Genomic DNA, 26,234 nt, shown 5'->3' with positions numbered 1-26,234 from the left:
ATCGTTGCCGGCGCCGCCCGTGATCGTGTTGACGAGCGCATTGCCGGTGCCGGTGAAGCTGCCGGATCCCGTATAGATCAGCTTTTCGATATTGTTGCCGAGCGTATAGATCGAACGCGCCGTCTTGATCAGGTCAGTTCCTTCATTCGGCCTTTCCGTGATGACGTCGGCAAGGTTATCGACGATATAGGTATCGTCGCCCGTTCCGCCGATCAGCGTGTCTGCTCCGGCCTTCCCGTCCAGGGTATCGGCACCTGCCGCGCCCTTAATCGTGTTGGCAAGGTCATTGCCCGTCCCGGTAAAGGCTGCCGTGCCGCTATACGTGAGATTGTCGACATTGGCTGCCAGAGTATAGCTCGCCAGCGCCGCCTGCACCGTATCGATGCCCTCACCGGCGTTTTCGGTGACGACGTCGAATACGTTGTCGACCATGTAAGTGTCGTTGCCCGTCCCACCGATCAGCGTGTCGGCACCGGCCCTGCCGTTCAGCGTGTCGTCACCGGCACCGCCCGACAAGATATCGATGGCCGCGCCGCCGGTGATGGTGTTGTTGAGGTTGTTGCCAGTCCCGGCAAAGGCACCCGAGCCGATTTTAGTGAGGTTCTCGACGTTGGCGCTCAGTGTGTAGCTCGCAAGATACGTCTGAACCGTGTCAGTGCCCTCGTCGGCGTTCTCGATGATAGTGTCGCCGGCATAGTAAGCGACATAAATATCGTTGCCGGTCCCACCGATTAGCGTGTCAGCTCCCCAGCCACCGTCCAGCGTATCGTTGCCCGCCCCACCAGAGAGCGTATCGTCGCCTAACCCACTAGTGATTATATTGTCGAGGCTATTACCCGTACCAGTAAAATTGCCGCTACCTAGGAAGGATAGATTCTCGACATTGGCGATGTCCGCAAGCGAATAAGCGGCAAGATCGGTCCAGATCTTGTCAGTGCCGCCGTCGGTCGCCTCGACCATGACATCGCCGAGACTATCGACGTCATAGGTATCGTCGCCCGCACCACCGATCAGCGTATCGTCGCCGGCCTCCCCATCCAGCCAATCAGACCCCGCCCCGCCGGTGATCACATTGGCCGCCGCATTGCCATGACCGATGAACACGGCGGTGCCGGAGTAGATCAAGTTTTCGACATTGGTGCTGAGTGTATAAGAAAGCGTCGTCCGGACCGTATCCGTCCCCTCATTGGCATTCTCAATGACAGCATCGCTGGCATTGTCGACGATGTAGACGTCGTTGCCCACCCCGCCCGACATCTTGTCGATTCCGGCACCGCCGTCGAGTGTGTCATTGCCGGAATCGCCGTTAAGGGTGTCATTGCCGGCGTTGCCCCAGAGAGCATTGTCCGCCTCGTTGCCTGTGATCGAATCATTGCCGGAGCCTGCTTTAACGTTCTCAATCAACGACGCCGTATTGCCTTCATGAAGAAGGGCGTTGAAAATGTTGCCGCGGGCATAGCCGTTATTCGGACCTCCTCCCAGGTAGGACAACTGGCCTTGAGAAAAAACCGAGTACCCGCCTGCTCGCAAGTCGATCTTGAGGGCGGTGGTATAAGCGCTCAAATCATAAGTATCGATACCGCCGCCGTCCCAGATTGTCGCGAAGATGCGGTTGGCTGCGGGCGTGATGGCCGCAACGCCGTTGACATAGGTGATGCCCTGGTTCGGATTCCACTTGTAAACGGTATCGCCACTGTTGGTCGTGTAGTCTGCGCCATACATTTCCTGCAGGGCGGCGATATCGAGCATCATGAAGGTTTGTGGCGCGCCATCATGCTCGTACTTGTACCCGCTCAAACTGTCTCCGACATACGTGCGGTAAGACATGATCGTATACTCGACCGAATCGTAAGCACGCGGAACGACTGTCGTATTAGGATAACCAGCTTCGTGAGCATGTTTCAGTCCGAGAGCGTGACCCAGCTCATGCGCCACGGTATGGCCCGCATAGTTGCCGAACCTCGGGAAGCGAAGATCATCTTCGGTGCCGGCGTACCCCGTCCCAAACCAGACATCGCCGCCATGGCCGCCGATATTTGGAGTGTAGGCCCATGCCGTCGGAGGCTGCGACGATTGAGCGAACCGCACAGTTGCGTTAGCCGCGCTTCCGGCCTCAAAGTTGGCGTTCGTGAACCCCTCTACGGAGAAGCCGTCATTTGCCGCACTCCCATAGGATTGCTCCATGAAGAACGAGGCAAAAGACCGCTGTTGCGACGAAATCGAAGAGAATGAATAGTCTTTCTCGCCGCTATAGGCATAAGACGACGAGGTCGTAGGAAAGGCATAGGTTATCGTTCCGTCCCAGGCAGTGCCGTTGACGAGCCCGTCAACTTTCTGATCACCGGTCAATGTGACGTTCTTCGTCGGAGTAATGAGATTCGTCATAAAATTCCCGTTTACCTATTCCATTTCGACCGCGTCTTACGCCGATTTCCCTCTGCTGCATTTGGAGAGGAAATTCAACCAAAAGCTTTATTTCTATTCGGGAAAATTTTTGATCTTGGCGACTTGCGCTTATGAAGCTTTTCCTCCGCAACCTCTAACATTGGCCAGAAGACATATTTCCAAGATCCTGCCCGTCCGAACCTTCGCAATTGCTGGCATGACGGCACTTAAATTGAAGTTACGGTTATCTGCTGAAATTTAGTAAGTGTCCGGGCTCATCGGGAGCGGGGTCCGGCTTTTTCGGCACCAAAGTTGACTGTACCTCTGCTGCCGCGGGTGGGCTAGGCAGTTCGCATCTTCCGCAATTTTCCTTGCGTGGTCGGATCGTTCATAATCGAGTGCCGGACTATTGCGATTGGAAACCCCCAGCTACTGCGTGCCGCACATGCAGCGCACCCGGTGGCATCGCACCATACGGACGGGTTGTACTTCCTGAATGTTCGATTTGGTGTGGCAAATAAGCAGCAAAGTCGCCTTCGGAAGCGTATATTCTCTTCGGCACCGCTTAATCAGGCTTCAGCACGCTCCAGTCGACAGGAGGCGCGCCTCGTCAGCCATTCCACGCGTCAAACCCGCGGCTTTCTGGCAGGACACGACAACACCCGTGCAGGATCATTACGGATACAGTTTAACATTTCTATCGAGATGCTCGGTCGAGATGAGATTATCTAGAAGGAGCGATCTGATGGGGACTGAAGTGGGGAGATGGTACGGTTGAGTGGGGTCGAACCACTGACCTCAGGTGCCACAAACCTGCGCTCTAACCAACTGAGCTACAACCGCATAAATCACGTTTGGCGCGACGGGGGTCACATACGAGGACTTGGCGATGAATTCAAGTCCCATTCCTTATCAATATACAAAAAGGCTGGACGCGAGGTCCAGCCTTTTGTTTGCGATAGGCCGGAGCCGATCAAGCGACCTTGAAGGATGCCATGGCCTTTTCGGCGGCTTCCTTGGAGGGCTTTGCGAGCTTTTCGGCAACCTGCTTGGTGGTTTCCTGGATCGACTTCGCCTGATCGACGGCAAGCTCGGCCTGCTTGCGCAGGAACGAGGTCTGCAGCTCGACGAATTCGGCGACGGACTTGACGCCGAGCAGTGCTTCCATGTGCGAGAGGGAGGTTTCGGCGTTGACGCGCAGGACGTCGATCGCCTTCAGGCCGATCTCGACGGTGCCGGCCTGTGCCGTCTGGACGGTCGCCTCGAGTGTCTTGCCGGCTTCTTCGCCAGCGCTCTTCAGCTTGGCGTAGGCGTCTTTCGACTGCTGTGCGCCCTTTTCAGCGAATTCGCGGAAGGATTCAGCCAGCTTGGAGGGGTCGAAAGAAGCGATTGAAAAAACGTCATCGGTCTTTATGGTAGCCATGGGTCGCATTCCTTTGGGTTAAGGCAGTTGCTGCCTGTGGTCATTGAATGACGTCTATATAGGGCATCTCATTGTGCATTGCAACATAATTTGTGCAACGCACAAGTCGTTAACCCTTTCGGCTGAAAGCACCCCGCTGTTCTGGACCGGCATGCGACCTACAGTTATTAATAAGCCGTTAATTTAGAAGGCCGACAGCGACAAGGTTTGATCATGCCCGCAGTCCAGTATCCGTTCATCGATATCGCCGTGCATGCGCGGGTGCGGGAGCGCTTTTCGCGCGGCGAAGCCATGGTGCTGTTTTCATCAGATCTTGCCCGCCTGCTCTGGGCAAACGGCGCAGGTGCGGAGCTTTTCGGCCATTCGGCGATCTACGACCTGCTCGATCAGGGCGTCGATCGCACCGACATCACCTTTCGGCAGCTGGAAACGGCGGCGCGTCAGCTCGCCGATATCGGTGACAACAGAAGCCTGATGATCCGCGTCGCCAAGGGCTTTCAGCGCGTGCAGGTGCAGGCGGCGGCCGAACTGATCCGGCTTTCATCAGGCGAGAAGGCCATTCTGTTTTCCGTGCCGGTATCGGCAAGGCCGCTGACGGCTGGCGCTGCGGCGGCCCAGATGCTGCAGGGTCTCGATGATCCCGATACGCATATGGCCGTCATCGGCGCCAATGGCGAGGTCATCGCAGCCTCGCCGGGCTTTGCCTCGCTCGCAATATCAGGCGAGACCGCAAAGGCCTTGATCAACCTTGCCGGCGCGCATCCCGATCGCCTGGTGAAGCGCCCGGTCGCCACCGGCAGGGGCTATCTTCCGGCTGCGGTCGGCAGGCTCAGCGACGAGCCGGCGCTCAATCTGCTCTTTGCCGTGGAAACCGCGATCGGGCATCTTGATCCGGTCGACGCGCCCATGCTCGATGCAGTCGATGGACCGCCGCAGGCGGCTGACGCGCCGACGGGGGAAGAAGGCACGTCGTCATCCGAACTTCCCTCGCAAGCGGCGGCTGCGGCGACCGGGATCGGCGAGATCGTCGATGCGGTCTCGGAGATCGAAGAGGTCGAGGAGACGCTGGAGGAGTTCGCCGACGACCGGGAACAGCCGGCAGAGGCGGCCCTCACATCCGCAGAGGCGGCGGTTGCCGACGAGAATCCGGCCGCAGACGAAGCCCCGGAGAACCAAGACGCGACCGAGAGCCGCATGGATGAGGTCGACGAGCCCGTGGTGCCCGTTGATGACGCCGCGAGCCATTCCGCGGACGAGACGGCGGAAGCGACTGTGATGGCGGAAACACCCGCCGAAGCCGGCCAGCTGCCGCTCGATGTGGCGCCGGAAGCCGCCCGCGAAGAGCCGGCCATCGCAACAACCGCAGCTTCCGACGCGCCCCCTGCCCCGTCGCTTGCGGCCGAGCCCGGTTTCGTCTTCAGGCCGAACAGCCGTGCCACCCGCTTCGTCTGGAAGATCGATGCGGAAGGCCGGTTCAACGAGGTCAGCCACGAATTTGCCGAGGCCGTCGGTCCGCATGCATCCGCCATCATCGGCTCCGCCTTCAGCGATATCGCCGCTCTCTTCAATCTCGATCCCGAGGGCAAGATTTCCGAGGCGCTTGCGCGTCGCGACACATGGTCGGGCAAGACGATCCTCTGGCCGGTCGAAGGCACCAGCCTCGTCGTTCCGGTCGATCTCGCCGCTCTGCCGACCTATACCCGCAACCGCGACTTCGACGGTTTCCGCGGCTTCGGCGTCGTCCGGCTTTCCGATGCGCAGGAGGATCCGCTGGCGCTCGGCCTGACGCTCGGCCCGGACGGCATCGGCCATGATGCCGCAAGCCTCGGCCTGGCAGCCTACCCCTCTGTCACCGAGTCGGCACACGACATTCACGTCGGGCCCGAAGCGGCCCCGTCGGAAACGATCGCAGCGGACGCGATCGAGGACCACCCGCAGACCGAAGAGACGCCTTTCGAAGCGACCGGAGAAGAGGCCGGCTTCGAGCCGCCCGCCCGGGAGAGCGCCGCCGAAGAGATGCAGGAGGGCGCCAGTGAAGCGCCAGCGGCCGAAGCCGCAGACGAACCCCCGGCGCTTCGCATCGTGGAAATGCCCAATCGCCATTCGACCGACAAGGTCGTGCAGCTTCACAGCACAGGCGCCGCATTGACGGCCGCCGAACAGGCAAACTTCCGCGAAATCGCCAAGCGCCTGGAAGCCTTCGGCGCCCGCAGGCAAGAGCCTGACGCCCCGCCGACGGGCACTACCGCTACGGAATCAGCATCCTTCGAAGAAAGAGCGGAAGCCATCACCGGCGAAACGCCCGCCGCCGATACGGCCGACGCCGCTTCGGTCGAGCAGACGGCGCCGCAGGAGGCAATCTTCGAGCACGCGGTCGACCCGCTGCGCGAAGACGCCGCTGAAGAACCCGACGCCATCGCCGAGGACGAGCCGACGGAAGGGCTTGAGGAGACGGTCAGCCAGATCGAGGTTCTCACAAGTTTCATCCCGCCGCGCGTGAAGATGATTGACGGACTTTCGGCCGGTACGGTCGACCAATTGCCGGTCGCAGTGCTTATCCATGTCGGCGATCAACTGATCCATGCCAATCCCGAATTCATGCGGCTGACGGGCTACCACTCGCTCGACGCGCTGCGTGAGGTCGGCGGTATCGAAGCACTGCTGCAGCGCCGCGAACTTGAGGAAAAGGCAGCCGGTTCCGGCACCATGATGCTCGTCAAGGCCGACGACACGCTGACGCCGGTGACTGCCCGGCTGCAATCGGTGCGGTGGGAAGATGCCAATGCTCTGATGCTGGCGCTGATGCCGGTGGAAGGCAAGGAAGATGGCCGCGGCGACGGCAACCGCTCCGAAGCGCGTCCCGAGCGGATGGTCGAGAAGGTCGCCAAGCTTCAGGTCGAGGTCGAGGAATTGCGCTCGATCCTCGAAACGGCGACCGACGGTGTCGTCGTCATCGGCACGGAGGGTGACATCCGTTCGATGAACCGGTCGGCAAGCGCGCTCTTCAATTACGACGAGCAGGAGACGCGCGGCAAACCCTTCGTCATGTTGTTTGCCCATGAGAGCCAGAAAGCCGTCCTCGACTATCTGAACGGCCTTTCCGGCCACGGCGTGGCAAGTGTGCTGAACGACGGGCGTGAGGTGATCGGCCGCGAGGCCGGCGGCGGCTTCGTGCCGCTGTTCATGACGATGGGCCGGCTGACCTCCTCGAACGGCTATTGCGCCGTCATCCGCGATATCACGCAGTGGAAACGCACCGAGGACGAGCTGCGCAACGCCAAGGGCGCGGCCGAAACTGCCAACGCCCACAAGACCGATTTCCTCGCGCGCGTCAGTCATGAAATCCGCACGCCGCTCAATGCCATCATCGGCTTTTCCGACATGATGGCCGGCGAGCGCTTCGGTCCGATTGGCCATCCCCGTTATATCGAGTATGCCAACGATATCGGCCGCTCCGGCCGGCACGTCCTCGATATCGTCAATGATCTCCTCGACATTTCGAAAATCGAGGCGGGCGAGATGGATCTTGACTTCGCCGCCGTCGGCCTCAACGAGGCAGTCTCGGAGGCCGTCGCCCTCGTCCAGCCGCAGGCAAACGGCCAGCGCGTCATCATCCGCACGGCGCTGTCGCATTCAGTCCCGGAGGTCGTAGCGGATCTGCGCTCGATCAAGCAGATCGCGCTCAACATCCTGTCGAACGCCATCCGCTTTACCCCGTCTGGCGGACAGATCGTCGTTTCCACCTCCTACGAGGCGAATGGCAGCGTGGTGTTGAGGGTCCGCGATACGGGCATCGGTATGACGCGCGCCGAACTCGACCATGCGATGAAGCCATTCCGCCAGGTCTCCTCGACCCAGTCACGCCATCGCGGCGACGGCACAGGGCTCGGCCTGCCGCTGACCAAGGCGATGGTGGATGCCAACCGAGCGACATTCTCGATCAATTCGGCGCCGAACGAAGGCACGCTCGTCGAGATCACCTTCCCGTCGCAACGCGTGCTGGCTGGCTGATCTCTATCTACGGGGCGGAGCCGCCGGAACGCTGCACGGGCAAGCAAAAAAGAGGCAGCCCGGAGGCTGCCTTCAAATAGGTGCTGTTCAACAAGAGCTCAGTCGATCAACGTCATGTTTCGTAAGCCCGGAGGCTTCAGGCCGCCTCGTTCATGTGCGGCCCCCAAGTTGTTTCACCTTTGACAAAGGTTTCTTAACGAAAGGTTTCCATGACAGGTCATTGCTGAATGGTGAAAGCTTGTGGTTTACCCTTCCTTATCAGTCCCTCAGTTCGCTCAAATCAGCGAAGAGGCGCAATGCTTCGGGGTTGGCGAGCGCCTCCTGGTTTTTCACCGGCCTGCCGTGAACGACCTCGCGCACCGCAAGCTCGACGATCTTGCCTGACTTGGTGCGGGGAATATCGGCAACCGCGATGACCTTTGCGGGCACGTGCCGCGGCGAGGCGCCTGTGCGAATGCGCGCCTTGATCGCCTTGATGAGATCCTCGGTCAGCGTCACACCAGGGGCAAGGCGGACGAAGAGGATGACACGCACGTCGTCATCCCACTCCTGGCCGATGCACAGTGCCTCGGCCACCTCGTCCATCTGTTCCACCTGGTTGTAGATTTCGGCCGTGCCGATGCGCACACCGCCGGGGTTGAGCGTCGCATCCGAACGGCCATGGATGACGAGACCGCCATGCTTGGTCCATTCGGCAAAATCGCCGTGGCACCAGACATTGTCGAACCGGTCGAAATAGGCGGCGCGATATTTGGCGCCATCAGGGTCGTTCCAGAACATGACAGGCATGGAGGGGAAGGCCTTGGTGCAGACGAGTTCGCCCTTCTCGCCGCGCACCGGCTTGCCGTCATCATCCCAGACGTCGACCGCAAGACCGAGGCCCGGCCCCTGGATCTCGCCGCGCCAGACCGGCTGCAGCGGGTTGCCGAGCACGAAACAGGAAACGATGTCGGTGCCGCCCGAGATCGAGGCGAGCTGTACATCTTCCTTGATGCCCTCATAGACGAAGGTGAAACCCTCGGGCGACAGCGGCGAACCGGTGGAGGTCATCAGCCGGAGGCTGGAGAGATCGTGGCTTTTGCGCGGCGTCAACCCGCCCTTGCGCACCGCATCGATATATTTTGCCGAGGTGCCGAAAATCGCGAATCTTTCCGCCTCGGCATAGTCGAACAACACATTGCCGTCAGGTGCAAAGGGCGAGCCGTCGAACAGGCAGAGCGTGGCTCCGCTGGCGAGCCCGCTGACCAGCCAGTTCCACATCATCCAGCCGCAGGTGGTGAAGTAAAAGAGCTTCTCGCCTGCCTCCAGGCCGCAATGCAGCCGGTGCTCCTTGAGATGCTGCAGCAGTGTGCCGCCGGCCGAATGCACGATGCATTTCGGCACCCCGGTTGTGCCTGAGGAAAAGAGGATGTAGAGCGGATGACCGAAAGCAAGCGCCGTGAAGGCGATCTCCTTGGCCTCGTAAGGAGCAATGAAGGCGTCCAGCGTCGAAGCCCCGGGCGTGCTGCCCGCCGCCGCTTCGGCATCGCCGGCATAGTGAACGACGATCGTGGGAACACCGAGGCTTTTGGCCACCGCGGCAACCTTCTGGCCTACGTCCTGCAGCTTGCCGGAATACCAATAGGCGTCGCAGGCGATGAACAGCCGGGGGCCGATCTGGCCGAAGCGGTCGAGCACGCCCTGCTCGCCGAAATCGGGAGAGCAGGATGACCAGATGGCGCCGATCGAGGCGGCGGCAAGCATGGCGGCGACGGTCTCGGGCATGTTCGGCATCATAGCGGCAATGCGGTCGCCCTTGCCGATGCCGAGTGCCGCGAAGGCCTGCTGCAGCTTGGAGACCAGTGCGCGCAACCGATCCCACGACCAACGGTCTTCGGCCTTGTCCTCGCCGCGGAAGATGATTGCGTCGGCCTCACCGCGGCCAGGCAACAGGTTTTCGGCAAAATTCAGCGTCGTGTCGGGAAAGAAGCGGGCGCCGAGCATGCTGTCGCCGTCGACGAGCACCTCTGCACCGCGCTCTCCCTTCACGCCGCAGAAATCCCAAACGGTCGACCAGAATTTCTCCCGCTCGGCGACCGACCATGCATGCAGATCATCGAAGCCTGAAAGGGAAAGCCCGAACTCGGCGTTACAGCGCTCGATGAAGGCGTGGATCGGGCTTTTGGCGACCGCCTCCGCCGAGGGCACCCAAAGTGGCTTATTATCCTGCATTCATTCCTCCTCCCCAACGCCGTCTTTATATCATGCTGCGTTGCATTATAAAGGGCGCGACCGCCCGATCCCAAGCCTAAACGCGTCGCATAAATCGGATTCATGCGACGCGTTTCGGCTCTTCGTTTTATGATGTCATTGTCCCGGAACCGCTGCACGCTTCCGGGCGACATGCATTGGATTTGCATAGGCCTGATATTTCATATATCGGGCGAAATCAGCGCTTGACCGGTAAGCGGGCGGAGATCATGAGTACGTCTAGACATCACAGGTGGCGCAGGAAGATCGGGCCGGTTTCGCGCTGGCTTCCGGCCTTTGCCCGCATGTCGACACTGCTTCTGCTGGTTGCGCTTGCGCTGTTCGTGGCCCTCAGGGTCGCAGCACCCTATCTCATCACGACCGGTTTCGTGCGCTCCGGCATCGAGGATGCGCTGTCGAAATGGACGGGCTACCATGCCGAAATCAAGGGTGATCCGGTTCTCGAATTCTGGCCGACGCCGCGCATCACGCTGAACCAGGTCACCATCCGCCGGCCGCGCGAAAGCGGCGACAAGCTGCTCGGCAGTATTGAAAGCCTGTCGGCGGATTTCAGCCTCATCGATGCGCTGAGAGGCCGGACGAGTTTCCACGAATTCCATCTGCTGCGGCCCAACCTAGCGCTGACGCGTGACGAGAACGGCCTGATCGACTGGAGTTACGCCGGCCTGCTTGCGCGCGCGATCAGCGGCGTGCGCTACGAAAACGGGGCTGAGGTGCTCGATCCCGCTCTCGATGCCGAGATCGGTGCGGTCACCGTCGAGGACGGCACGCTTGCCGTCACCGACCTCAAGAGCGCCAAGACTTACAATTTTGACAGCGTCACGGCCGACATTGGCTGGCCACGGCTCTCGGGCGCGATCTCGGCTGTCGTGATCGCCCGTATCAACGGCGTGGACCTGAAGGTGGATTTCGCCTCGCGCCAGCCGCTGCTTGCCTTTGCCGGCAAGAGCGCGGAGACGCGGACATCGCTGACGTCAAACCTGCTGACGGCCCATTTTCAAGGGATCGCCAGCATCGCCAGCCTTTCGGCGCTGTCCGGCAATATCGCCGTCAGCATTCCCGATGTGCCGGCGTTTCTGACATGGTCGGGCAGATCGCTCCCCGGCGTCGGCACTCTGAAGAGCGCCTCGCTGGAATCCGACATCATGTCGTCGGGCAGCGGGCTGCGTTTCAACGATCTCAGTCTATCGCTGAACGAGGCGAGCGCCACTGGCGTGATGGACCTTTCGACCACGGCCGGCAGACGGCCGAAGATCGGCGGCACGCTCGCCTTCGACCAGATGAACCTGAAGCCGTTCCTTGATGCTTTCGCCCTGAGATTGGCGGCCGGTGAGGCGGAGGACATCTCCGCCGGCATCAGCGAACCGCTGCAACTGCTCGACGTCGACGTCAGGCTTTCGGCGCGGCGCGCCGAGATGGGCCGCTTCGAGCTTTCCGATGTCGGCGCCAGCATGATCGTCACCGGCGGCGAGGCGAAATTCGATATCGGCGACAGCGGCTTCGAAGGCGGCGAAATGACGGCGCATCTGGAGGCGACACGGCGTGACTTCGACGGTGGCGGCAAGCTGCAGCTGTCGATCCGCGACGCCGACTTCGCTGGCCTTGCCGAGCGTCTGCAGCTCAAAGGGCCGCTGCCGCTTGCGACGGGATCGCTCGATCTCGACCTGCAGTCGTCGAAAGCGATCTGGACGGCCGGTCTTGCCGACGTCACCGGCAGACTGCATTTCTGGACAAGGGAGGGCACGATTCCCGGAATCGACGTAGGAGCGCTCAGGACACAGGCGGCCCAAAAGCCGTTCTTTCCGCTGAGTGCCGCAGCGGGCGGCGCTTTCGCCTTCAACCAATTGGACCTTCAAGCCGATTTCGCCAACGGCTCCGCCGAAATCCATGACGCCAACATCGTCGGGCCGACGCAGACGCTGGCGCTTTCCGGCGTGGTCACCTATCAGTCCAACGGTCTGGCGCTTTCCGGTTCGCTGGAGACAACCGATCCGGCCAAGGCAGCCGAGCTGCCGCTTCTGCCGTTCTTCGTCGGCGGCTCATGGCCGAACCCGGTGATCTCGCCGGTTCCACTTCTGAACACCGCGCCCCACGCGCAATAGCCTTCGGGACGCCCGATTTGCCGTCGTTTCAAACAAATTCCATTGAGCAGAGCGAATTGCTATTTGGCGGCAACCCAACGCTGCGGCCTTCTTAAAGGGCGAGCGTACCAGCCTCTCGCCGAGAAAAGGCCTGGCGGTCATCGGCCAGAGCATTCCGACCAAGAGCAGCCTGCGCCGGGGACGATCGGTTAATTGCCAATCGTATGGCGGCGGTAGATCGACCGTGCTCCTTCATACTATTCAAGCGCCATGAGCGCCACGCCAGCCTGCAGATAATCGCCTTCCTTTACAAGAAGGTGGACCTTGCCCGCCTTCGGGGCAGCGATCTGTGTTTCCATCTTCATGGCCTCCATCACCGCCAGGAGATCACCTTCGGCAACAGTAGCGCCATCCTCTACCTTGAAGGATTGCAGCGTTCCGGAAACTGGTGCCACAACGCCTTCTTCCTTTTTTTGACCGTTCGCATCGGCTGCGGCGGTGTCGATCTGACCGGCCGTGCTAAGACCGGATAACAATATGTTTGGCAGTCCAACTTTTACGCGCTTGCCGTCAATCTCCAGCCATGTGTGGGTCATGGATGGGTCGTTTGCCGGTTCGGGACGTTCCATCGCGTCTGGCATGGCGGCAAAGTCAGTCTCGATCCATCGCGTATGGACCTTGAAACCATCGCTGCCGATGAAGTCTTTGGTTTCGATGGCCGCACGGTGGAACGGCAGGACGGTTGCCACGCCCTCGATGCGGAATTCTTTCAAGGCGCGGCGGGCACGGCGCAGCACTTCGTCTCGGTCTGAGCCGCTTACGATGAGCTTCGCCATCAGCGAATCGAACACGCCCGGAATGCTTGAACCGCCAACGACGCCGCTGTCCACACGGATTCCAGGGCCGGAAGGCGCGTCGAAAACCGAGATGGAGCCGGGCGTCGGCAGGAAACCCCGGCCGGGGTCTTCGGCGTTGATGCGAAACTCCATGGAATGGCCACGCGGTTCCGGCGTATCGAGGACACGCAGCTTATGGCCCTCTGCGATGCGAAATTGTTCGATGACCAGATCGATGCCAGTCGTTTCCTCGGTTACGGGATGTTCCACCTGAAGCCGAGTATTGACTTCGAGGAAGGAAATCGTCCCGTCAACGCCGAGCAGGAATTCAACGGTACCGGCACCTGAATAACCTGCAGCCGCGCAGATTGATTTCGCCGCCTCGTGGATCTTGCGCCGCTGCTCCTTGGACAAGAAAGGTGCCGGCGCTTCTTCGATCAGTTTCTGGTTCCGGCGCTGTAGCGAGCAATCTCGCGTTCCAAGAACGAGGACATTGCCGTGCTTGTCCGCAACGACCTGCGCTTCGATGTGGCGGGGTCGATCGAGGAAACGTTCGAGGAAACATTCGCCGCGACCAAAGGCGGCGGTTGCTTCACGAACGGCGGAGTCGTAGAGATCTGTGATCTCCTCCATTTTCCACGCGACCTTCAGGCCGCGACCGCCGCCGCCGTGAGCCGCCTTGATGGCAACAGGAAGGCCATATTCCTCGGCAAAGGCGATGACTTCTGCGGCGGAGGAGACTGGACCATCGCTTCCCGCGACCAACGGTGCACCTACGCTGGTGGCAATGCGTCGCGCCTCCACCTTGTCGCCGAGCGCTTCAATGACCTGGGGGTCCGGGCCGATCCAGGTCAAACCGGCATCCATTACCGCTTGCGCAAATTCGGCGCGCTCGGAGAGAAAACCATAACCGGGGTGTACGGCGTCTGCGCCGGCGCGTTTTGCGATGGCGATCAGCTTGGAAATGTCAAGATAGGTTTCCGCAGGGCGGATACCTTCAAGTGCATAAGCCTCATCCGCCAGGCGCACAAATAGTGCGTCTTGATCAGAGTCGGCATAAACGGCGACGGACTGGATACCGTAGTCGCAGCAAGCGCGGATGATGCGCACCGCGATCTCGCCCCGATTGGCAATCAGTACTTTCTTCATCGCTGTTCTCCTCGGAATTCTGGGTTCTCGCCCGCCGATATTTCGGCGAACGGGCCAATTGGCCGGAACCTGATTTTTGCGTTCACCGGAATCTGACCCGCAAGATCAAGGTGATAATTGGCGACTGCGCCGATAACCGGATAACCGCCGGTCAACGGGTGATCGTTAAGGAACAGGACCGGCTGGCCGCTGTGAGGTATCTGGATGGCGCCTGTCGCAGTACCTTCGCTTGCCAGTTCGGCGCTATCCTTCCGTTCGACCGGAATGTCGCCAGCCAGCCGGATGCCGACGCGGTTCGACTGTGGCGTCACCTGCCATAGCTGGCCTGTCAGGGTCTCGAGTCCCCTTTGCGTGAACCAGTCCGTGCGAGGACCCAGAACCACATCGAGTGTTACCACATCGCCAGGCCGCGGTGGGTCGAACGCCGGTACCTCGTCGATCGAAACGCTCGAAAGGCCTGAGTTCACGAGATTTAAAAAGAGGGTTGAGCCAGCAGTGACCGGCTGCGGGCCGACAATCGCCAACGTATCGGTTGCAACGCTGCCAAGAACAGGTTCGACCTTGAAACCGCCGCGCACAGCAAGATAGCTGCGCATGCCCTTCAGCGGTTGGCCAAAGGTCACCACATCGCCGGGCTCCAGGGATACCGGGGCATAAGCTTCGGCAGTGAATGTGCGTCCGGCTGCGGTTTTGATCGTGATCGAGCCGAGCGCTCCGGCAGCACCAATAACGGTCCGGCTTGAGCTTTTGAAGGAAAAACCGCCGAGCGTCAGTTCAAGACAGGGTGTGTTGGCGGGATTGCCGACAATGCGGTTAGCGGCATTGAAAGCACTGCGATCAAGCGCTCCGGCTGCCGAGATGCCCTGCCCGGTTTGGCCGAAGCGTCCGAGATCCTGAAACAGCGCCGGCATCGGTGCCGCAAGAACCTCGAAGTGTGGTGCGGTCCTGCCTGTTTTCGCCTTATCTTTACGCGGCGTCGTGGAGGCAACAGAAACGGTGTTGCCTGCCATATTGAGGAAGCGGACGCGATAACCGGGCTGGAGAAGCGCGCCTGGATCGCGATCGATATCCCACATCTTCAATGGCGTTGTGCCGATGATCTGCCAGCCACCGGGGCTGTTTTGCGGGTAGACGCCGCTGAAAGCGCCGGCAAGCCCGACGGAGCCAGCGGGTATACGGGTACGCGGGCTTTGGCGGCGTGGTACGTGAAGCGCGGGGTCGCCACCGACGAGATAACCGAAACCGGGCGCAAAACCACAAAAGGCGACAATGAACTCGCTTTCGGTGTGCCGACGGATGACCTCTTCAACACTCAGGCCGGTCAATTCAGCGACGTCGCCGAGATCTTCACCGTCGTAACGAACGGGAATTTCGACGAGATTTTCCGAGACGGCGATTTTGGCCGAGAGATCGCGGGTCGCAAGCCTGCTTGCCAGTGTCTCGCCGCTAATTCTCTCTGGGCGAAAACGGATCATCAGCGTCCGGGCCGCCGGAACTGTTTCTTCGATACCTTCGATCGGATCGGCTTGAAGGGAGGCGAACAAAGCAAGCGTCTGGTCAAGATCGGCCAGTTCGACAAGCAGGGTGGTGAGGCTGACCGGAAGAAAACGCATTCTGTTCTCACACGTGATCGGCAGAATCGGAAATATCGGCTACGGACATGTGGCTCGGTGCACGGGTTATGGCGAAGCGAACGCCGGAGGCCATGATGGCTGCCATGGCTTGCCTAAGGCAAGAGGCGGGAATGATCATGCGCTGTTCCTCAAATGGCGGGCGTGAACGAACGGATTTCGACGCCTTCCAGTTCGAAACGGCGGCGGACTTCCTGTGCTATGGCAACGGCGTCGGGGCTGTCGCCATGAACACAGATGGATTGCGCTTCGATCTTGATGGTGCTGCCGTCGATGGCCTCAAGCGTACCTTCACGGGCAAGCTGCAACATGCGCTCGGCGATATGGGTGGCGTCGTGCAGCACCGCACCGGCTTGGCGACGGGAGACCAATTGTCCCTGCGGAGTATAGGCTCGGTCGGCAAAGGCTTCTGCGACAACAACGAGCCCCTCCTTGCGGGCGAGATCAAGAATGGGTGCGCCGGCAAGGCCCACTAGGATTAAGGAAGGATCGACGGCCTTTATGGCGTCGATGACGGCTCGTCCCTGTTTTGAGTCGTTCGCGATACGATTATAGAGTGCGCCGTGTGGCTTCACGTAACGAACGGTCGTGCGAGCGGCTGCGGCAACGCCCTTCAGCGCGCCGATCTGATATATGACGTCGGCAATCAGTTCTTCAGAGGTGGCATCGAGATCGCGGCGGCCGAAGCCGACGCGATCCGGGTAGGAGACATGCGCGCCGACCGCGACGCCCTTCTCAGCAGCACCCTTGACTGTGCGGTAGATCCCGGCCGGATCACCGGCATGAAAACCGCAGGCAATGTTGGCGCTGGAAACAACGGCGAGCATTGCGGCATCATCCCCCATGCTCCAAGCGCCGTAACCTTCGCCAAGATCGCTGTTGAGATCGATAACGGCCATCATGATATTCCTCCTGAAGCAGTGGACTTGCGTGGCCACACCAATATGGCCGGCTAAAATTTGGGTGGATGATTTTAATAGCCGAGCAGCGCGAAGATAGAGCCAACGGACTTGTAGGCCATGTACCAGGTCAGGCAGCAGGCGAGTGCACCAAGGCCCAGGAGCCAACGAGGATATTGGTATCCATGCATCAGGTCTGCGCGCTTCCAGGCTGCGAACAACAGCATCGAAAGACCGATGGGCAACACGAGACCGTTCAGACCGCCGACGAACACAAGCATAGCGGCTGGCGGGGTGGTGACAAGCATATAGGCGATCAGCGAGATGCAGATAAAACCAACTGTCGACAAGTTACGTTGCCGCTCGCTCATATTCGGCTTGAAGGCCGTGAGGAACGAGACCGACGTGTACGCTGCGCCGATAATGCTGGTTAGCGCAGAAGCAAGGAAGACTGCGCCGAACAGGCGGAAGCCGATGTCGCCGGCCGCGGCATGGAAGGCCTGGCCTGCCGGATTTGCTGCTTTGCCGGACAGGTCGATGACCGCTCCAGAGGCAACGACGCCGAGAACGGCCAGGAACAGGATATAGCGCAACACTCCGGTGATAGCGATGCCGCTCAGCGCCGCACGATTGACCGCGCCGATGTTTTCGACTCCGACCGTTCCCTTGTCGAGCAGGCGATGTGCACCGGCATACGTAATGTAGCCGCCGATCGTGCCGCCCACGATCGTGGTGATGGTGGCTAAGTCAATTGTGGATGGCAGGAACGTCTGGTGGAAAGCATCAGCGACCGGGGGACCGGAAACGACTGCAGCATAAAGAATAAGTGCAAGTTTGACGAAGGCGGCGACGAAGACCACGCGATCCATCGCCACACCGGCACGGCGCGAAACGAAGATGCCGATGGCAACAAGGGCGCCGATCGCGCCGCCGATCTTCGGATCGAGACCGATCATGGCATTGAGGCCAAGCCCTGCCCCTCCGATGTTGCCAATATTGAAGAACAGGCCACCGATAATCACCAGAACGGCCAGCAGATAACCCGAACCCGGAATTGCCGCGTTGGCAACTGCCGGCGCCCGCATGCGGGTCACCGTTACAATACGCCAGACATTTGCCTGGACGACGAAGTCGATCAAGATGGAAACGATGATCGCGAAGGCAAAGGCTGCTCCGAGCTTAACGGTGAAATTGGCCGTCTGTGTGATGAAGCCCGGTCCTACGGCTGCCATCGACATCAGGAACATTGCGGAAAGTAAGGCGTGGCGCTGCGCTTTGGCGCTTTGCACAGCCGCAACCTGGCGGCCGTGCGCGAGCTCGGTCTGCTGCATGGAAGTTTCTCCGTTTATCGTCACCCACCCCTCGCGGATGCTTTTAGCACTCCCATCATGATCCGCTCTGCAACGTTGTCAAGATTGTTCAACGATAATTATTTATCGTTCTGCCAAAACATGTAAAAATGGAGCGTATCTCTCATAATTGTTGATCGATACACAAATATCTTAATCAGAGACATCTTCAGCGCGATGGGAGCAGGCGAAGACGTAGCTAACAGATTGTTCAACGATCAAATTGCATCGTTTACTGAAACCGTACTGATTTCCCCATTAAATGGATTTTCCGTTCTCACATTGGTGCTTCCGGTCGCCCATTTTAGTGGTATGCAATGGCCGAGTATTCCCTTGCGGCAGAAGAGGTTTCGGTGACCGAAAAAGCTGAGAGTCAGCCCTTGGCAGACCGATTGGCGAAGCGCATCCGCGCTTTGTTGATCTCCGGTGAATTGTTACCTGGGCAGCGGGTGTCTGAAGCAGGCTTCAGTGATCGGTTTGAAGTGTCGCGTAACTCACTCCGCGAGGCCTTTCGGCTGCTTACCAAGGACGGATTGCTCCGCCACGAGACCAATCGGGGTGTATTTGTAGCAACACCGAATGTGGCCTCTATCATGGACATCTACCGAGTTCGCCGGATGTTGGAGTGCGGCGCGCTTCGGCAAGCCTGGCGACTTCATCCTGCGGTCAAAGCGATGCGCGAGGCTGTGGAGGAGGCGGAGACCAAGCGTGAAGAGCAGGACTGGCATGCAGTAGGAAGTGCGAACATGAAATTTCACAGCGCGATCGTGGACCTGGCAGACAGCGCACGGCTTAGCGATTTCTACGAACGCGTTGCAGCAGAGTTGCGCCTTGGGTTCGGGCTTCTGGATAATCTGGAGCAACTTCACGCACCGTTCATTGATATGAACAACACTATCGTTACCCTGACAGAAAAAGGTGAGAACAGTCAGGCGTGTCACGAGATGGAGACCTACCTCAATCTGTCCGAGCGAGCACTTTTAAAGGCGTTCGAGCGGGCATCCTATCTCGGCTGAGATTTCACAACGATGCGCTCTCGGCGACATCGGTGAACGAAGTCAAACGTTCATGTCGTCAGCGACCGCCAGCCAGCCCTGCTGGAGTTCTTCGTTTTCGTTGGATCACGCGCCGGCAGCAGCCGCCCACTCATCGCGCTCGCGCTGCACTTGGCGGCGCTTGGTGACGATCGATGCGCAGATAACGCCGACCGCGACGATGGCGATCAGGATCGTGCAGATCGCGTTGATCTCGGGCGTCACCCCAAGGCGCACCTGGCTATAGATCTTCATCGGCAGTGTGGTTGCGCCGGGGCCGGAGGTGAAGCTTGCAATCACGAGGTCGTCAAGCGACAGCGTGAAAGCCAGGATCCAGCCCGAAAACACCGCCGGCGAGATGATCGGCAGCGTGATCTCGAAGAAGGTCCGCACCGGCGGCGCACCCAGATCCTGGGCGGCTTCCTCAATGGACTGGTCGAAGCTTAAGAGCCGTGACTGCACGACAACGGCGACGAAGCACATGGTCAGCGTCGTATGCGCCAGCGTGATCGTCCAGAAGCCGCGGTCGAAGCCGATCGCCACGAAGAGCAGCAGCAGCGACAGACCGGTGATGACTTCCGGCATGACGAGCGGCGCATAGACCATTCCCGAAAAGAGCATGCGGCCGCGGAAGCGGCTATAGCGCACCAGCGTCAGCGCCGCCATCGTGCCGAGGACGGTCGCGAAGGTGGCCGACAGCAGACCGACGCGGATCGTCACCCAGGCGGCGTCGAGCAGGGCCTGGTTCGAGAGCAGCGAGACATACCATTTGGTGGAGAAGCCGCCCCAGACGGTGACGAGTTTCGATTCGTTGAAGGAAAAGACCACCAGCAGCACGATCGGCAGATAGAGGAAGGCAAAGCCGAGCACGACGGAGATGATGTTGAAACGGGTCCATCTCAGCATGGCTTACTTCCCCCGCTCTTCGGCCTTGGCCTGGAGATTCTGGAAGAAAACGATCGGGATCACCAGGATCATCAGCAGGATGGTTGCGACCGCCGAGGAGACCGGCCAGTCTCTGTTCGCGTTGAATTCGTTCCAGAGCGTCTTGCCGATCATCAGCGTCTGCGAACCGCCGAGAAGATCGGGAATGACGAACTCGCCGACGGCAGGGATGAAGACCAGCATGCAGCCGGCAACCACACCGGGGATCGACAGTGGGAAGGTGACGCGCCAGAAGGCCTGGATCGGCGTGCAGCCGAGATCCTGCGCTGCCTCGATCAGCGTGCCGTCCATCTTTTCGAGCGCCGAATAGAGCGGCAGCACCATGAAGGGCAGATAGGAATAGACGATGCCGATATAGACGGCGGTGGTGGTGTTGAGGATGATCAATGGGCTGTCGATCACATGCAGCGACAGGAGAAGCTGGTTCAGCAGCCCTTCGGGCTTCAGGATAGCGATCCAGGCGTAAACGCGGATCAGGAAGCTCGTCCAGAACGGCAGGATGACGAGCATCAAAAGCGTCGGCCGGATGCGGCGCGGGGCCTGCGCCATGCCATAGGCGATCGGATAGGCGATCAGCAGCATCAGCAAGGTCGAGACCGCCGCGATGATGACGCTCGAGAGATAAGCGTTGAAATAGAGCGGATCGTCGGTGAGATAGCCGTAATTATCGAAGGAGAAGGTCGCGACCTTGCTCCAGAAACCACCCCAGCCATCGGCAAAGGAGAAGACCGGCTCGTAGGGTGGGATGGCGATTGCCGTCGTCGAGAGGGAAATACGGAAGACGATGAAGAACGGCGCCAGAAAGAAGAGCAGCAGCCAAGCATATGGGATGATGATGACGAGACGGTTGTAAAGGCGAGATGCGAAAGTTTCCATAGCCTCAGTCCTTCAGCAGCACGCCGCCATTCTCGTCGAACGAAACCCAGACCTCCTGATCATAGGTGAAAGGGTCTTCGACGGAACGCTGCGCGTTGAGGGAAGAGGCTCTGACGAATTTGCCGCCCGGCAGCTTGATGTGGAAGACGGTCATGTCGCCGAGATAGGCGATATCCCAGATCTCGCCCTTGGCGGCATTGACCGAGGCGTTCGCGGGGGCCGTGCGCGTCACGCGAATCTTTTCCGGGCGGATAGCAAAACCGACCGTGCCGCCGGTCGCCGGCGCCTCCGTGGCGGCAGTCCGGATCGTCAGGCCGCTTTCGACTGATATCTCGACCGACCCGCTTCCTGACGTCGTCACCTTGCCGTCAAAGATATTCACGTCGCCGATGAAGTCCGCGACGAAGCGGCAATTCGGCGCCTCGTAGATTTCGCCCGGCGTTGCCACCTGCACGACCTGGCCGCGACTCATGACCGCGATGCGGTCGGCCATGGTCATCGCCTCTTCCTGATCATGGGTGACCACAACGAAGGTGAGGCCGAGCGTCTGCTGCAGGTCCATCAGTTCGAACTGGGTTTCCTCGCGCAGCTTCTTGTCGAGCGCGCCGAGCGGTTCATCGAGCAGCAGCACTTTCGGGCGTTTGGCGAGCGAGCGGGCGAGCGCGACGCGTTGGCGCTGACCGCCGGAGAGCTGATTCGGTTTGCGTGAGGCAAACTGCTCCAGCTTTACGAGCTTCAGCATCTGCGTCACGCGCTCGACCATTTCGTCCTTAGGCATGCCGTCCTGCTTGAGGCCGAAGGCGATATTCCTCTCGACGGTCATATGCGGAAAAAGCGCGTAGGACTGGAACATCATATTGACCGGCCGCTTGTAGGGCGGCGTGCCGGCGAGATCGGTGCCATCGAGGATGATTTCGCCCGAGGTCGGCTGCTCGAAGCCGGCGAGCATGCGCAGAAGCGTCGACTTGCCGCAGCCGGAGGCGCCGAGCAGCGCGAAGAACTCGCGGTGATAAATGTTCAGCGACAGATCATCGACGGCGGTGAAATTGCCGAAGCGCTTGGTGACATTCTTGAAGGCTATGAAAGGTTTTGCAGAAGGATCGGTCCAGGGTGCGAAGGCGCGGCGGATATTGCCCAAAGATTTCATCATATTCCCCGAGAATAAGTTTTCAGCCGGCCTCCACCCCGGCCCGGTAATTGAAAGGCCCGGACGTTTCCGTCCGGGCCTGGCATCGACTTACTGGCCGGTCACGACCTTCGTCCAGATCCGTGTGGCCGTGCGCTGCGTCTTCGGATCCCACGGCTTGACCGTGAAGAGGTTCTTCATCACCTCGTCGGTCGGATAGACGGCCGGATCTTCCAGCACTTCCTTGCTGACGAACTGCTGCGAGGCCTTGTTGCCGTTGGCATAGAAGGTGTGGTCGCTCGCCTTGGCGATGACCTCGGGCTTCATGAGGTAGTTCAGGAATTCGTGCGCCTCGGCCACATGCTTGGCATCGGCGGGGATTGCCATCATGTCGAACCACATCTGGGCGCCCTGCACGGGGATCGAATAGTTGACCTCGACGCCGTTCTTGGCCTCGGCCGCGCGGTCGCGGGCCTGCAGCATGTCGCCGGAATAGCCGAAGGCGATGCAGATATCGCCATTGGCAAGGGCGTTGATATATTCGGAGGAGTGGAACTTGCGGATATAAGGGCGCACCGCCGTCAGCAATTCCTCGACCTTCTTGAAATCTTCGGGCTTGGTCGAGTTCGGATCGAGGCCGAGATAACGCAGCGCCGTGGTCATCACGTCCTTCGGCGTGTCGAGCACGTAGATGCCGCAATCCTTGAACTTCTCGGCCACCTTCGGGTCGAAGATTACTTCGAGACCTGGCTTGGCATCAGGCCCGAGGATTTCTGCGACCTTCTTGACGTTATAGCCGATCCCGTCGGTGCCCCACATGTAGTCGACAGCGTATTCGTTGCCCGGATCGTAGGCAGCGGTGCGCTCCTGGATCACATCCCACATGTTGGAAAGGTTCGGCAGCTTGGATTTGTCGAGTTTCTGGAAGACGCCCGCCTGGATCTGACGCTGCAGGAAGTCGGCCGTGGGAACGACGACGTCATAACCGGTGCCGCCGGCAAGCAGCTTGGTTTCGACGGTCTCATTGGAATCGAAAGTGTCGTAGACGACCTTGATGCCGGTTTCCTTGGTGAAATCGGCAAGGATGCTGTCGTCGATATAATCCGACCAGTTGTAGACGTTAACGACGCGTTCCTGCGCAACGGCCGGCGCGGCGGCAAGGAGCGCGGCAATGGCTGCGGCCGTCACGGTTGCGATGGTTGACCTCATGATTTCTCCTGTTTGTTCGAAGAGCCCGCATCCCGCGAACATCTTTTCCCTCTGGTTTTGTCCGCAGACTAAGAAGGAATTTCTAAGCCCACAAGCGCAAAAACTACGCCTTCAATCATTTCACAATCACTGGAAGTCGAAGGCGCTGAGACCCGCCACCATCTCGTCGAGCCCGAGCGGCCGCGTTACCGGCGGCTCGGCGCGGGAAAGGCAGCCGCGCCGCTCGCAGAGACGACAGGCCGGGCCGATTGCAACCGGATCGAGCGCCGCCGCCTGCCCGTAGACCACGCCGTCTGCAAGAGCGGCATCGCAGCCGACCAGGATCGCGGTGCGTCTGATTCTTTCGCCGAATTCGACGCTCGGCCCCTCCAGGGTGCGCGCGACCGTCAGGAAGGACGCGCCATCCGGCATGACGACCGTCTCGGCAAGAATCTGGCCCGGCTGCAGGAAGGCGGCGTGGATATTGAGCTTCGGACAGCCGCCGCCGAAACGGGCCTGCGGAAAGCCTTGGGCGCCAGCTCGCCGCAGCCGATGGCCGGCCGCATCGATTTCGATCAGGAAGAAGGGGATTGCTGCCGCGCCGGGTCGCTGCAGCATCGTCAGACGCGTTGCCGCATGGCCGAAGGAGACGCCGAAACGCGCCCGAAGAATATCGATGTCGTAACGCGTCGCCTTGGCCGCCGAAAGGAAGGCTTCATAGGGCATGGCCAGCGCCAGTGCCGCAATGCGGGCAAGCTCGAAGCGGGCGATGCGGCGCGCCTCGGCGGAGGAAAGTTGGAGATCGTCCAGCTCGGCATCGATGGCCGGCAGCAAGGCAAGGGTCGCTGCCTCCACCGCTATCTCGTGCGCACGATCGGCCGGCGACAGGCGTTCCGAAATGAAAAGCCGCATCGAATGGCGATCGAAACGGCGGCGCAGATCCGGCATGACGTGCACGGGTAAGACGCGCACCGCAATGCCGCGTTCGGCGCGCAGCCAGTCCTTCAGTCCCGCCGCAAGATCGAGGCCGCCGGGCACCGTCGCAGCAAAGGCTTCCGCCGCTGCCTCGATCCGTCCGAAATAGCCGGATCGGCGCTCCAGCGCCTCGCGCAGCTCGTCCAGCGGCAGTCGGCCGGCGGCGACCGGCGCGTGCCCTTCGGCCGCCATCAGCGCCGTCAGATCGGACAGCCGCGCGGCCTGTTCGCGGTAGGCACGATAAAGCTTGATCATGCCGCTTGCGGCATTCGGCGCCGCTTCAGCCACCTCCACCAGTTCCTGGTCACCGGGCAGTTCGCCTGATAGCAACGGGTCGGCGAAGACCTCCTTCAGCTGACCGAGACTGCCGCCGGTCTGTCCCCGCAACTCCTCCAGATCGATCCGGTAGACGGCCGCAAGCTTCAGGAGCAGCTGAACCGTCAACGGCCGCTGGTTGCGTTCGATCAGGTTCAGGTAGGAAGGCGAAATCTCCAGCGCCTCGGCCATGGCGGTCTGCGTCAGCGCCAGCGCATTGCGAATGCGCCGCAGTTTAGGGCCTGCGAAGATCTTCCGTTCCGCCATGTCACACCTTTGACAAAGAACAGGGCCGCTTAATTTACAAAATTTTACAACTTCACAGCGCCCCTCTGTCAATACTCGTCATCTTAACCTCTTTCCGGTCCGAAAATCAAAGGTTTTTCTGGCTATAACGGCGCAAATTGTCAATCTTGTCATTCATTCACGCAATGACGATTTTCAGTGAGGAAAGCCCGCATGACCGATTTTTACAAGCTTGTCCGAAATGCGCCAGCAGGCCGCTTTGACGGTATCGAACGGCCCTATTCCGCCGCTGACGTGGAGCGGCTGAGAGGCTCGGTGGCGCTCAGCCATACGCTCGCCGAAATGGGGGCGGATCGCTTGTGGCAGCTCATTCATCAGGAAGACTTCGTCAATGCGCTCGGCGCGCTCTCCGGCAACCAGGCCATGCAGATGGTGCGCGCCGGGCTGAAGGCGATCTATCTCTCCGGCTGGCAGGTGGCGGCCGACGCCAATACCGCATCGGCGATGTATCCCGACCAGTCGCTTTATCCCGCCAATGCCGGGCCGGAACTCGCCAAGCGCATCAATCGCACGCTGCAGCGCGCCGATCAGATCGAGACCGCAGAGGGCAACGGCCTTTCCGTCGAGACCTGGTTTGCACCGATCGTTGCCGATGCGGAAGCCGGTTTCGGTGGGCCGCTCAACGCCTTCGAGATCATGAAGGCCTATATCGAGGCGGGTGCGGCAGGCGTCCATTTCGAGGACCAACTCGCTTCGGAGAAGAAATGCGGCCATCTCGGCGGCAAGGTGCTGATCCCGACGGCCGCCCATATCCGCAATCTCGACGCCGCCCGGCTTGCTGCCGACGTCATGGGCGTGGCGACCCTGGTCATCGCCCGCACCGATGCGGAAGCAGCAAAACTGCTGACGTCTGACATCGATGAGCGCGACCAGCCCTTCGTCGACTATGATGCCGGGCGCACAGTCGAAGGCTTCTATCAGGTGAGAAACGGCATCGAGCCCTGCATCGCCCGTGCTGTCGCCTATGCGCCGCATTGCGACCTGATCTGGTGCGAGACCTCGAAGCCGGATCTGGAGCAGGCGCGCCGTTTTGCCGAGGGTGTGCACAGGGTCCATCCGGGCAAGCTGCTTGCCTATAATTGCTCGCCATCGTTCAACTGGAAGAAGAACCTCGACGAGGCGACGATCGCCAAGTTCCAGCGCGAGCTGGGCGCGGTGGGCTACAAATTTCAGTTCATCACGCTCGCCGGCTTCCACCAGCTGAACTATGGCATGTACGAGCTGGCGCGCGGTTACAAGCAGCGGCAGATGTCGGCCTATTCCGAATTGCAGCAGGCCGAATTCGCCGCGGAGGTGAACGGCTATACCGCCACCAAACATCAACGCGAGGTCGGAACCGGCTATTTCGACGCCGTGTCGCTCGCCATCACCGGCGGCCGGTCTTCGACCACGGCGATGCACGATTCAACCGAACATGCGCAGTTCAAACCGGCTGCGGAATGACCCGAAGAGGAG

General features: G+C 60.3%; 16 protein-coding genes, 1 tRNA gene and 1 pseudogene. 4 read left to right on the top strand and 14 right to left on the bottom strand.

Features of this window, described 5'->3' with window-relative positions:
* The 3 genes from CO660_RS21170 to CO660_RS21160 form a co-directional block, all read right to left on the bottom strand.
* On the bottom strand, nucleotides 1-2,385 hold a 2,385-nt coding region (locus tag CO660_RS21170), incomplete at its 3' end, for a M10 family metallopeptidase (RefSeq protein WP_176536337.1).
* A 766-nt stretch (nucleotides 2,386-3,151) separates the two neighbouring features.
* Nucleotides 3,152-3,228: transfer RNA gene (locus tag CO660_RS21165), tRNA-His, on the bottom strand.
* Nucleotides 3,229-3,358: 130 nt separating this feature from the next.
* Nucleotides 3,359-3,808, bottom strand: coding sequence for a phasin (locus tag CO660_RS21160; protein ID WP_097600366.1), 450 nt, complete (start codon nucleotides 3,806-3,808; stop codon nucleotides 3,359-3,361).
* A 213-nt stretch (nucleotides 3,809-4,021) separates the two neighbouring features.
* Here CO660_RS21160 and CO660_RS21155 point away from each other — a divergent pair, with 213 nt between their 5' ends.
* Nucleotides 4,022-7,819 carry a PAS domain-containing sensor histidine kinase gene (locus CO660_RS21155; protein ID WP_097600378.1) on the top strand — a complete coding sequence of 1,266 codons (3,798 nt, stop codon included), beginning with the start codon at nucleotides 4,022-4,024 and terminating at the stop codon, nucleotides 7,817-7,819.
* A gap of 258 nt (nucleotides 7,820-8,077) precedes the next feature.
* Here CO660_RS21155 and CO660_RS21150 read toward each other — a convergent pair whose 3' ends face one another.
* On the bottom strand, nucleotides 8,078-10,030 hold the full coding sequence (locus CO660_RS21150) for an acetoacetate--CoA ligase (protein WP_097600365.1): 1,953 nt from the start codon (nucleotides 10,028-10,030) through the stop codon (nucleotides 8,078-8,080).
* 248 nt (nucleotides 10,031-10,278) lie between these two features.
* Here CO660_RS21150 and CO660_RS21145 point away from each other — a divergent pair, with 248 nt between their 5' ends.
* Nucleotides 10,279-12,171, top strand: coding sequence for an AsmA family protein (locus tag CO660_RS21145; RefSeq protein ID WP_097600364.1), 1,893 nt, complete (start codon nucleotides 10,279-10,281; stop codon nucleotides 12,169-12,171).
* Nucleotides 12,172-12,407: 236 nt separating this feature from the next.
* Here the strand turns inward: CO660_RS21145 and CO660_RS21140 are convergent, their stop codons facing one another.
* From CO660_RS21140 to CO660_RS21125, 5 genes and pseudogenes are all read right to left on the bottom strand, one after another.
* Nucleotides 12,408-14,135, bottom strand: a complete 1,728-nt coding sequence (locus CO660_RS21140; protein WP_097600363.1) for a biotin carboxylase N-terminal domain-containing protein — start codon at nucleotides 14,133-14,135, stop codon at nucleotides 12,408-12,410.
* Entirely contained in the window at nucleotides 14,132-15,748 is a 1,617-nt protein-coding gene (locus CO660_RS21135) for a 5-oxoprolinase/urea amidolyase family protein (RefSeq protein ID WP_097600362.1), read from the bottom strand. The genes CO660_RS21140 and CO660_RS21135 overlap by 4 nt, the downstream gene beginning before the upstream one ends.
* A 7-nt stretch (nucleotides 15,749-15,755) precedes the next feature.
* A pseudogene (locus CO660_RS33920) lies at nucleotides 15,756-15,851 on the bottom strand (DUF1445 domain-containing protein); the annotation flags it as partial.
* Between the two features lie 46 nt (nucleotides 15,852-15,897).
* Nucleotides 15,898-16,665, bottom strand: a complete 768-nt coding sequence (locus CO660_RS21130) for a 5-oxoprolinase subunit PxpA (protein ID WP_097600377.1) — start codon at nucleotides 16,663-16,665, stop codon at nucleotides 15,898-15,900.
* Between the two features lie 74 nt (nucleotides 16,666-16,739).
* Complete coding sequence (locus tag CO660_RS21125; protein ID WP_097600361.1) at nucleotides 16,740-17,996, bottom strand: NRAMP family divalent metal transporter; 1,257 nt, start codon at nucleotides 17,994-17,996, stop codon at nucleotides 16,740-16,742.
* Between the two features lie 371 nt (nucleotides 17,997-18,367).
* Between CO660_RS21125 and CO660_RS21120 the strand changes: the two genes are divergently transcribed.
* Nucleotides 18,368-19,030: a GntR family transcriptional regulator gene (locus CO660_RS21120; protein ID WP_097600360.1), complete on the top strand. Its 663-nt coding sequence runs from the start codon at nucleotides 18,368-18,370 to the stop codon at nucleotides 19,028-19,030.
* 105 nt (nucleotides 19,031-19,135) lie between these two features.
* Here CO660_RS21120 and CO660_RS21115 read toward each other — a convergent pair whose 3' ends face one another.
* The 5 genes from CO660_RS21115 to CO660_RS21095 all read right to left on the bottom strand — a co-directional run bounded on the left by CO660_RS21115 (nucleotide 19,136) and on the right by CO660_RS21095 (nucleotide 24,740).
* A complete protein-coding gene (locus CO660_RS21115; RefSeq protein WP_097600359.1) occupies nucleotides 19,136-19,954 on the bottom strand; it encodes an ABC transporter permease in 819 nt (272 codons plus the stop codon).
* 3 nt (nucleotides 19,955-19,957) lie between these two features.
* Complete coding sequence (locus CO660_RS21110; RefSeq protein WP_097600358.1) at nucleotides 19,958-20,869, bottom strand: ABC transporter permease subunit; 912 nt, start codon at nucleotides 20,867-20,869, stop codon at nucleotides 19,958-19,960.
* 4 nt (nucleotides 20,870-20,873) lie between these two features.
* Nucleotides 20,874-22,016 (bottom strand): ABC transporter ATP-binding protein, encoded by a 1,143-nt coding sequence (locus CO660_RS21105; protein ID WP_097600376.1) that lies wholly within the window; start codon nucleotides 22,014-22,016, stop codon nucleotides 20,874-20,876.
* Nucleotides 22,017-22,106: 90 nt separating this feature from the next.
* A complete protein-coding gene (locus CO660_RS21100; RefSeq protein ID WP_097600375.1) occupies nucleotides 22,107-23,204 on the bottom strand; it encodes a polyamine ABC transporter substrate-binding protein in 1,098 nt (365 codons plus the stop codon).
* 126 nt (nucleotides 23,205-23,330) lie between these two features.
* Complete coding sequence (locus tag CO660_RS21095) at nucleotides 23,331-24,740, bottom strand: XRE family transcriptional regulator (protein WP_097600357.1); 1,410 nt, start codon at nucleotides 24,738-24,740, stop codon at nucleotides 23,331-23,333.
* Between the two features lie 192 nt (nucleotides 24,741-24,932).
* On the opposite strand from CO660_RS21095, the gene aceA reads away from it, so the two are divergent.
* On the top strand, nucleotides 24,933-26,222 hold the full coding sequence (aceA, locus tag CO660_RS21090) for an isocitrate lyase (RefSeq protein WP_097600356.1): 1,290 nt from the start codon (nucleotides 24,933-24,935) through the stop codon (nucleotides 26,220-26,222).
* The last annotated feature ends 12 nt before the right edge of the window (nucleotides 26,223-26,234 follow it).

This window comes from Rhizobium sp. L9, from assembly GCF_002531885.1.
Taxonomy (GTDB): Bacteria; Pseudomonadota; Alphaproteobacteria; order Rhizobiales; family Rhizobiaceae; genus Rhizobium.
The sequence above is the reverse complement of the archived record's forward strand: the minus strand, read 5'-3'. Positions and strand labels throughout refer to the sequence as shown.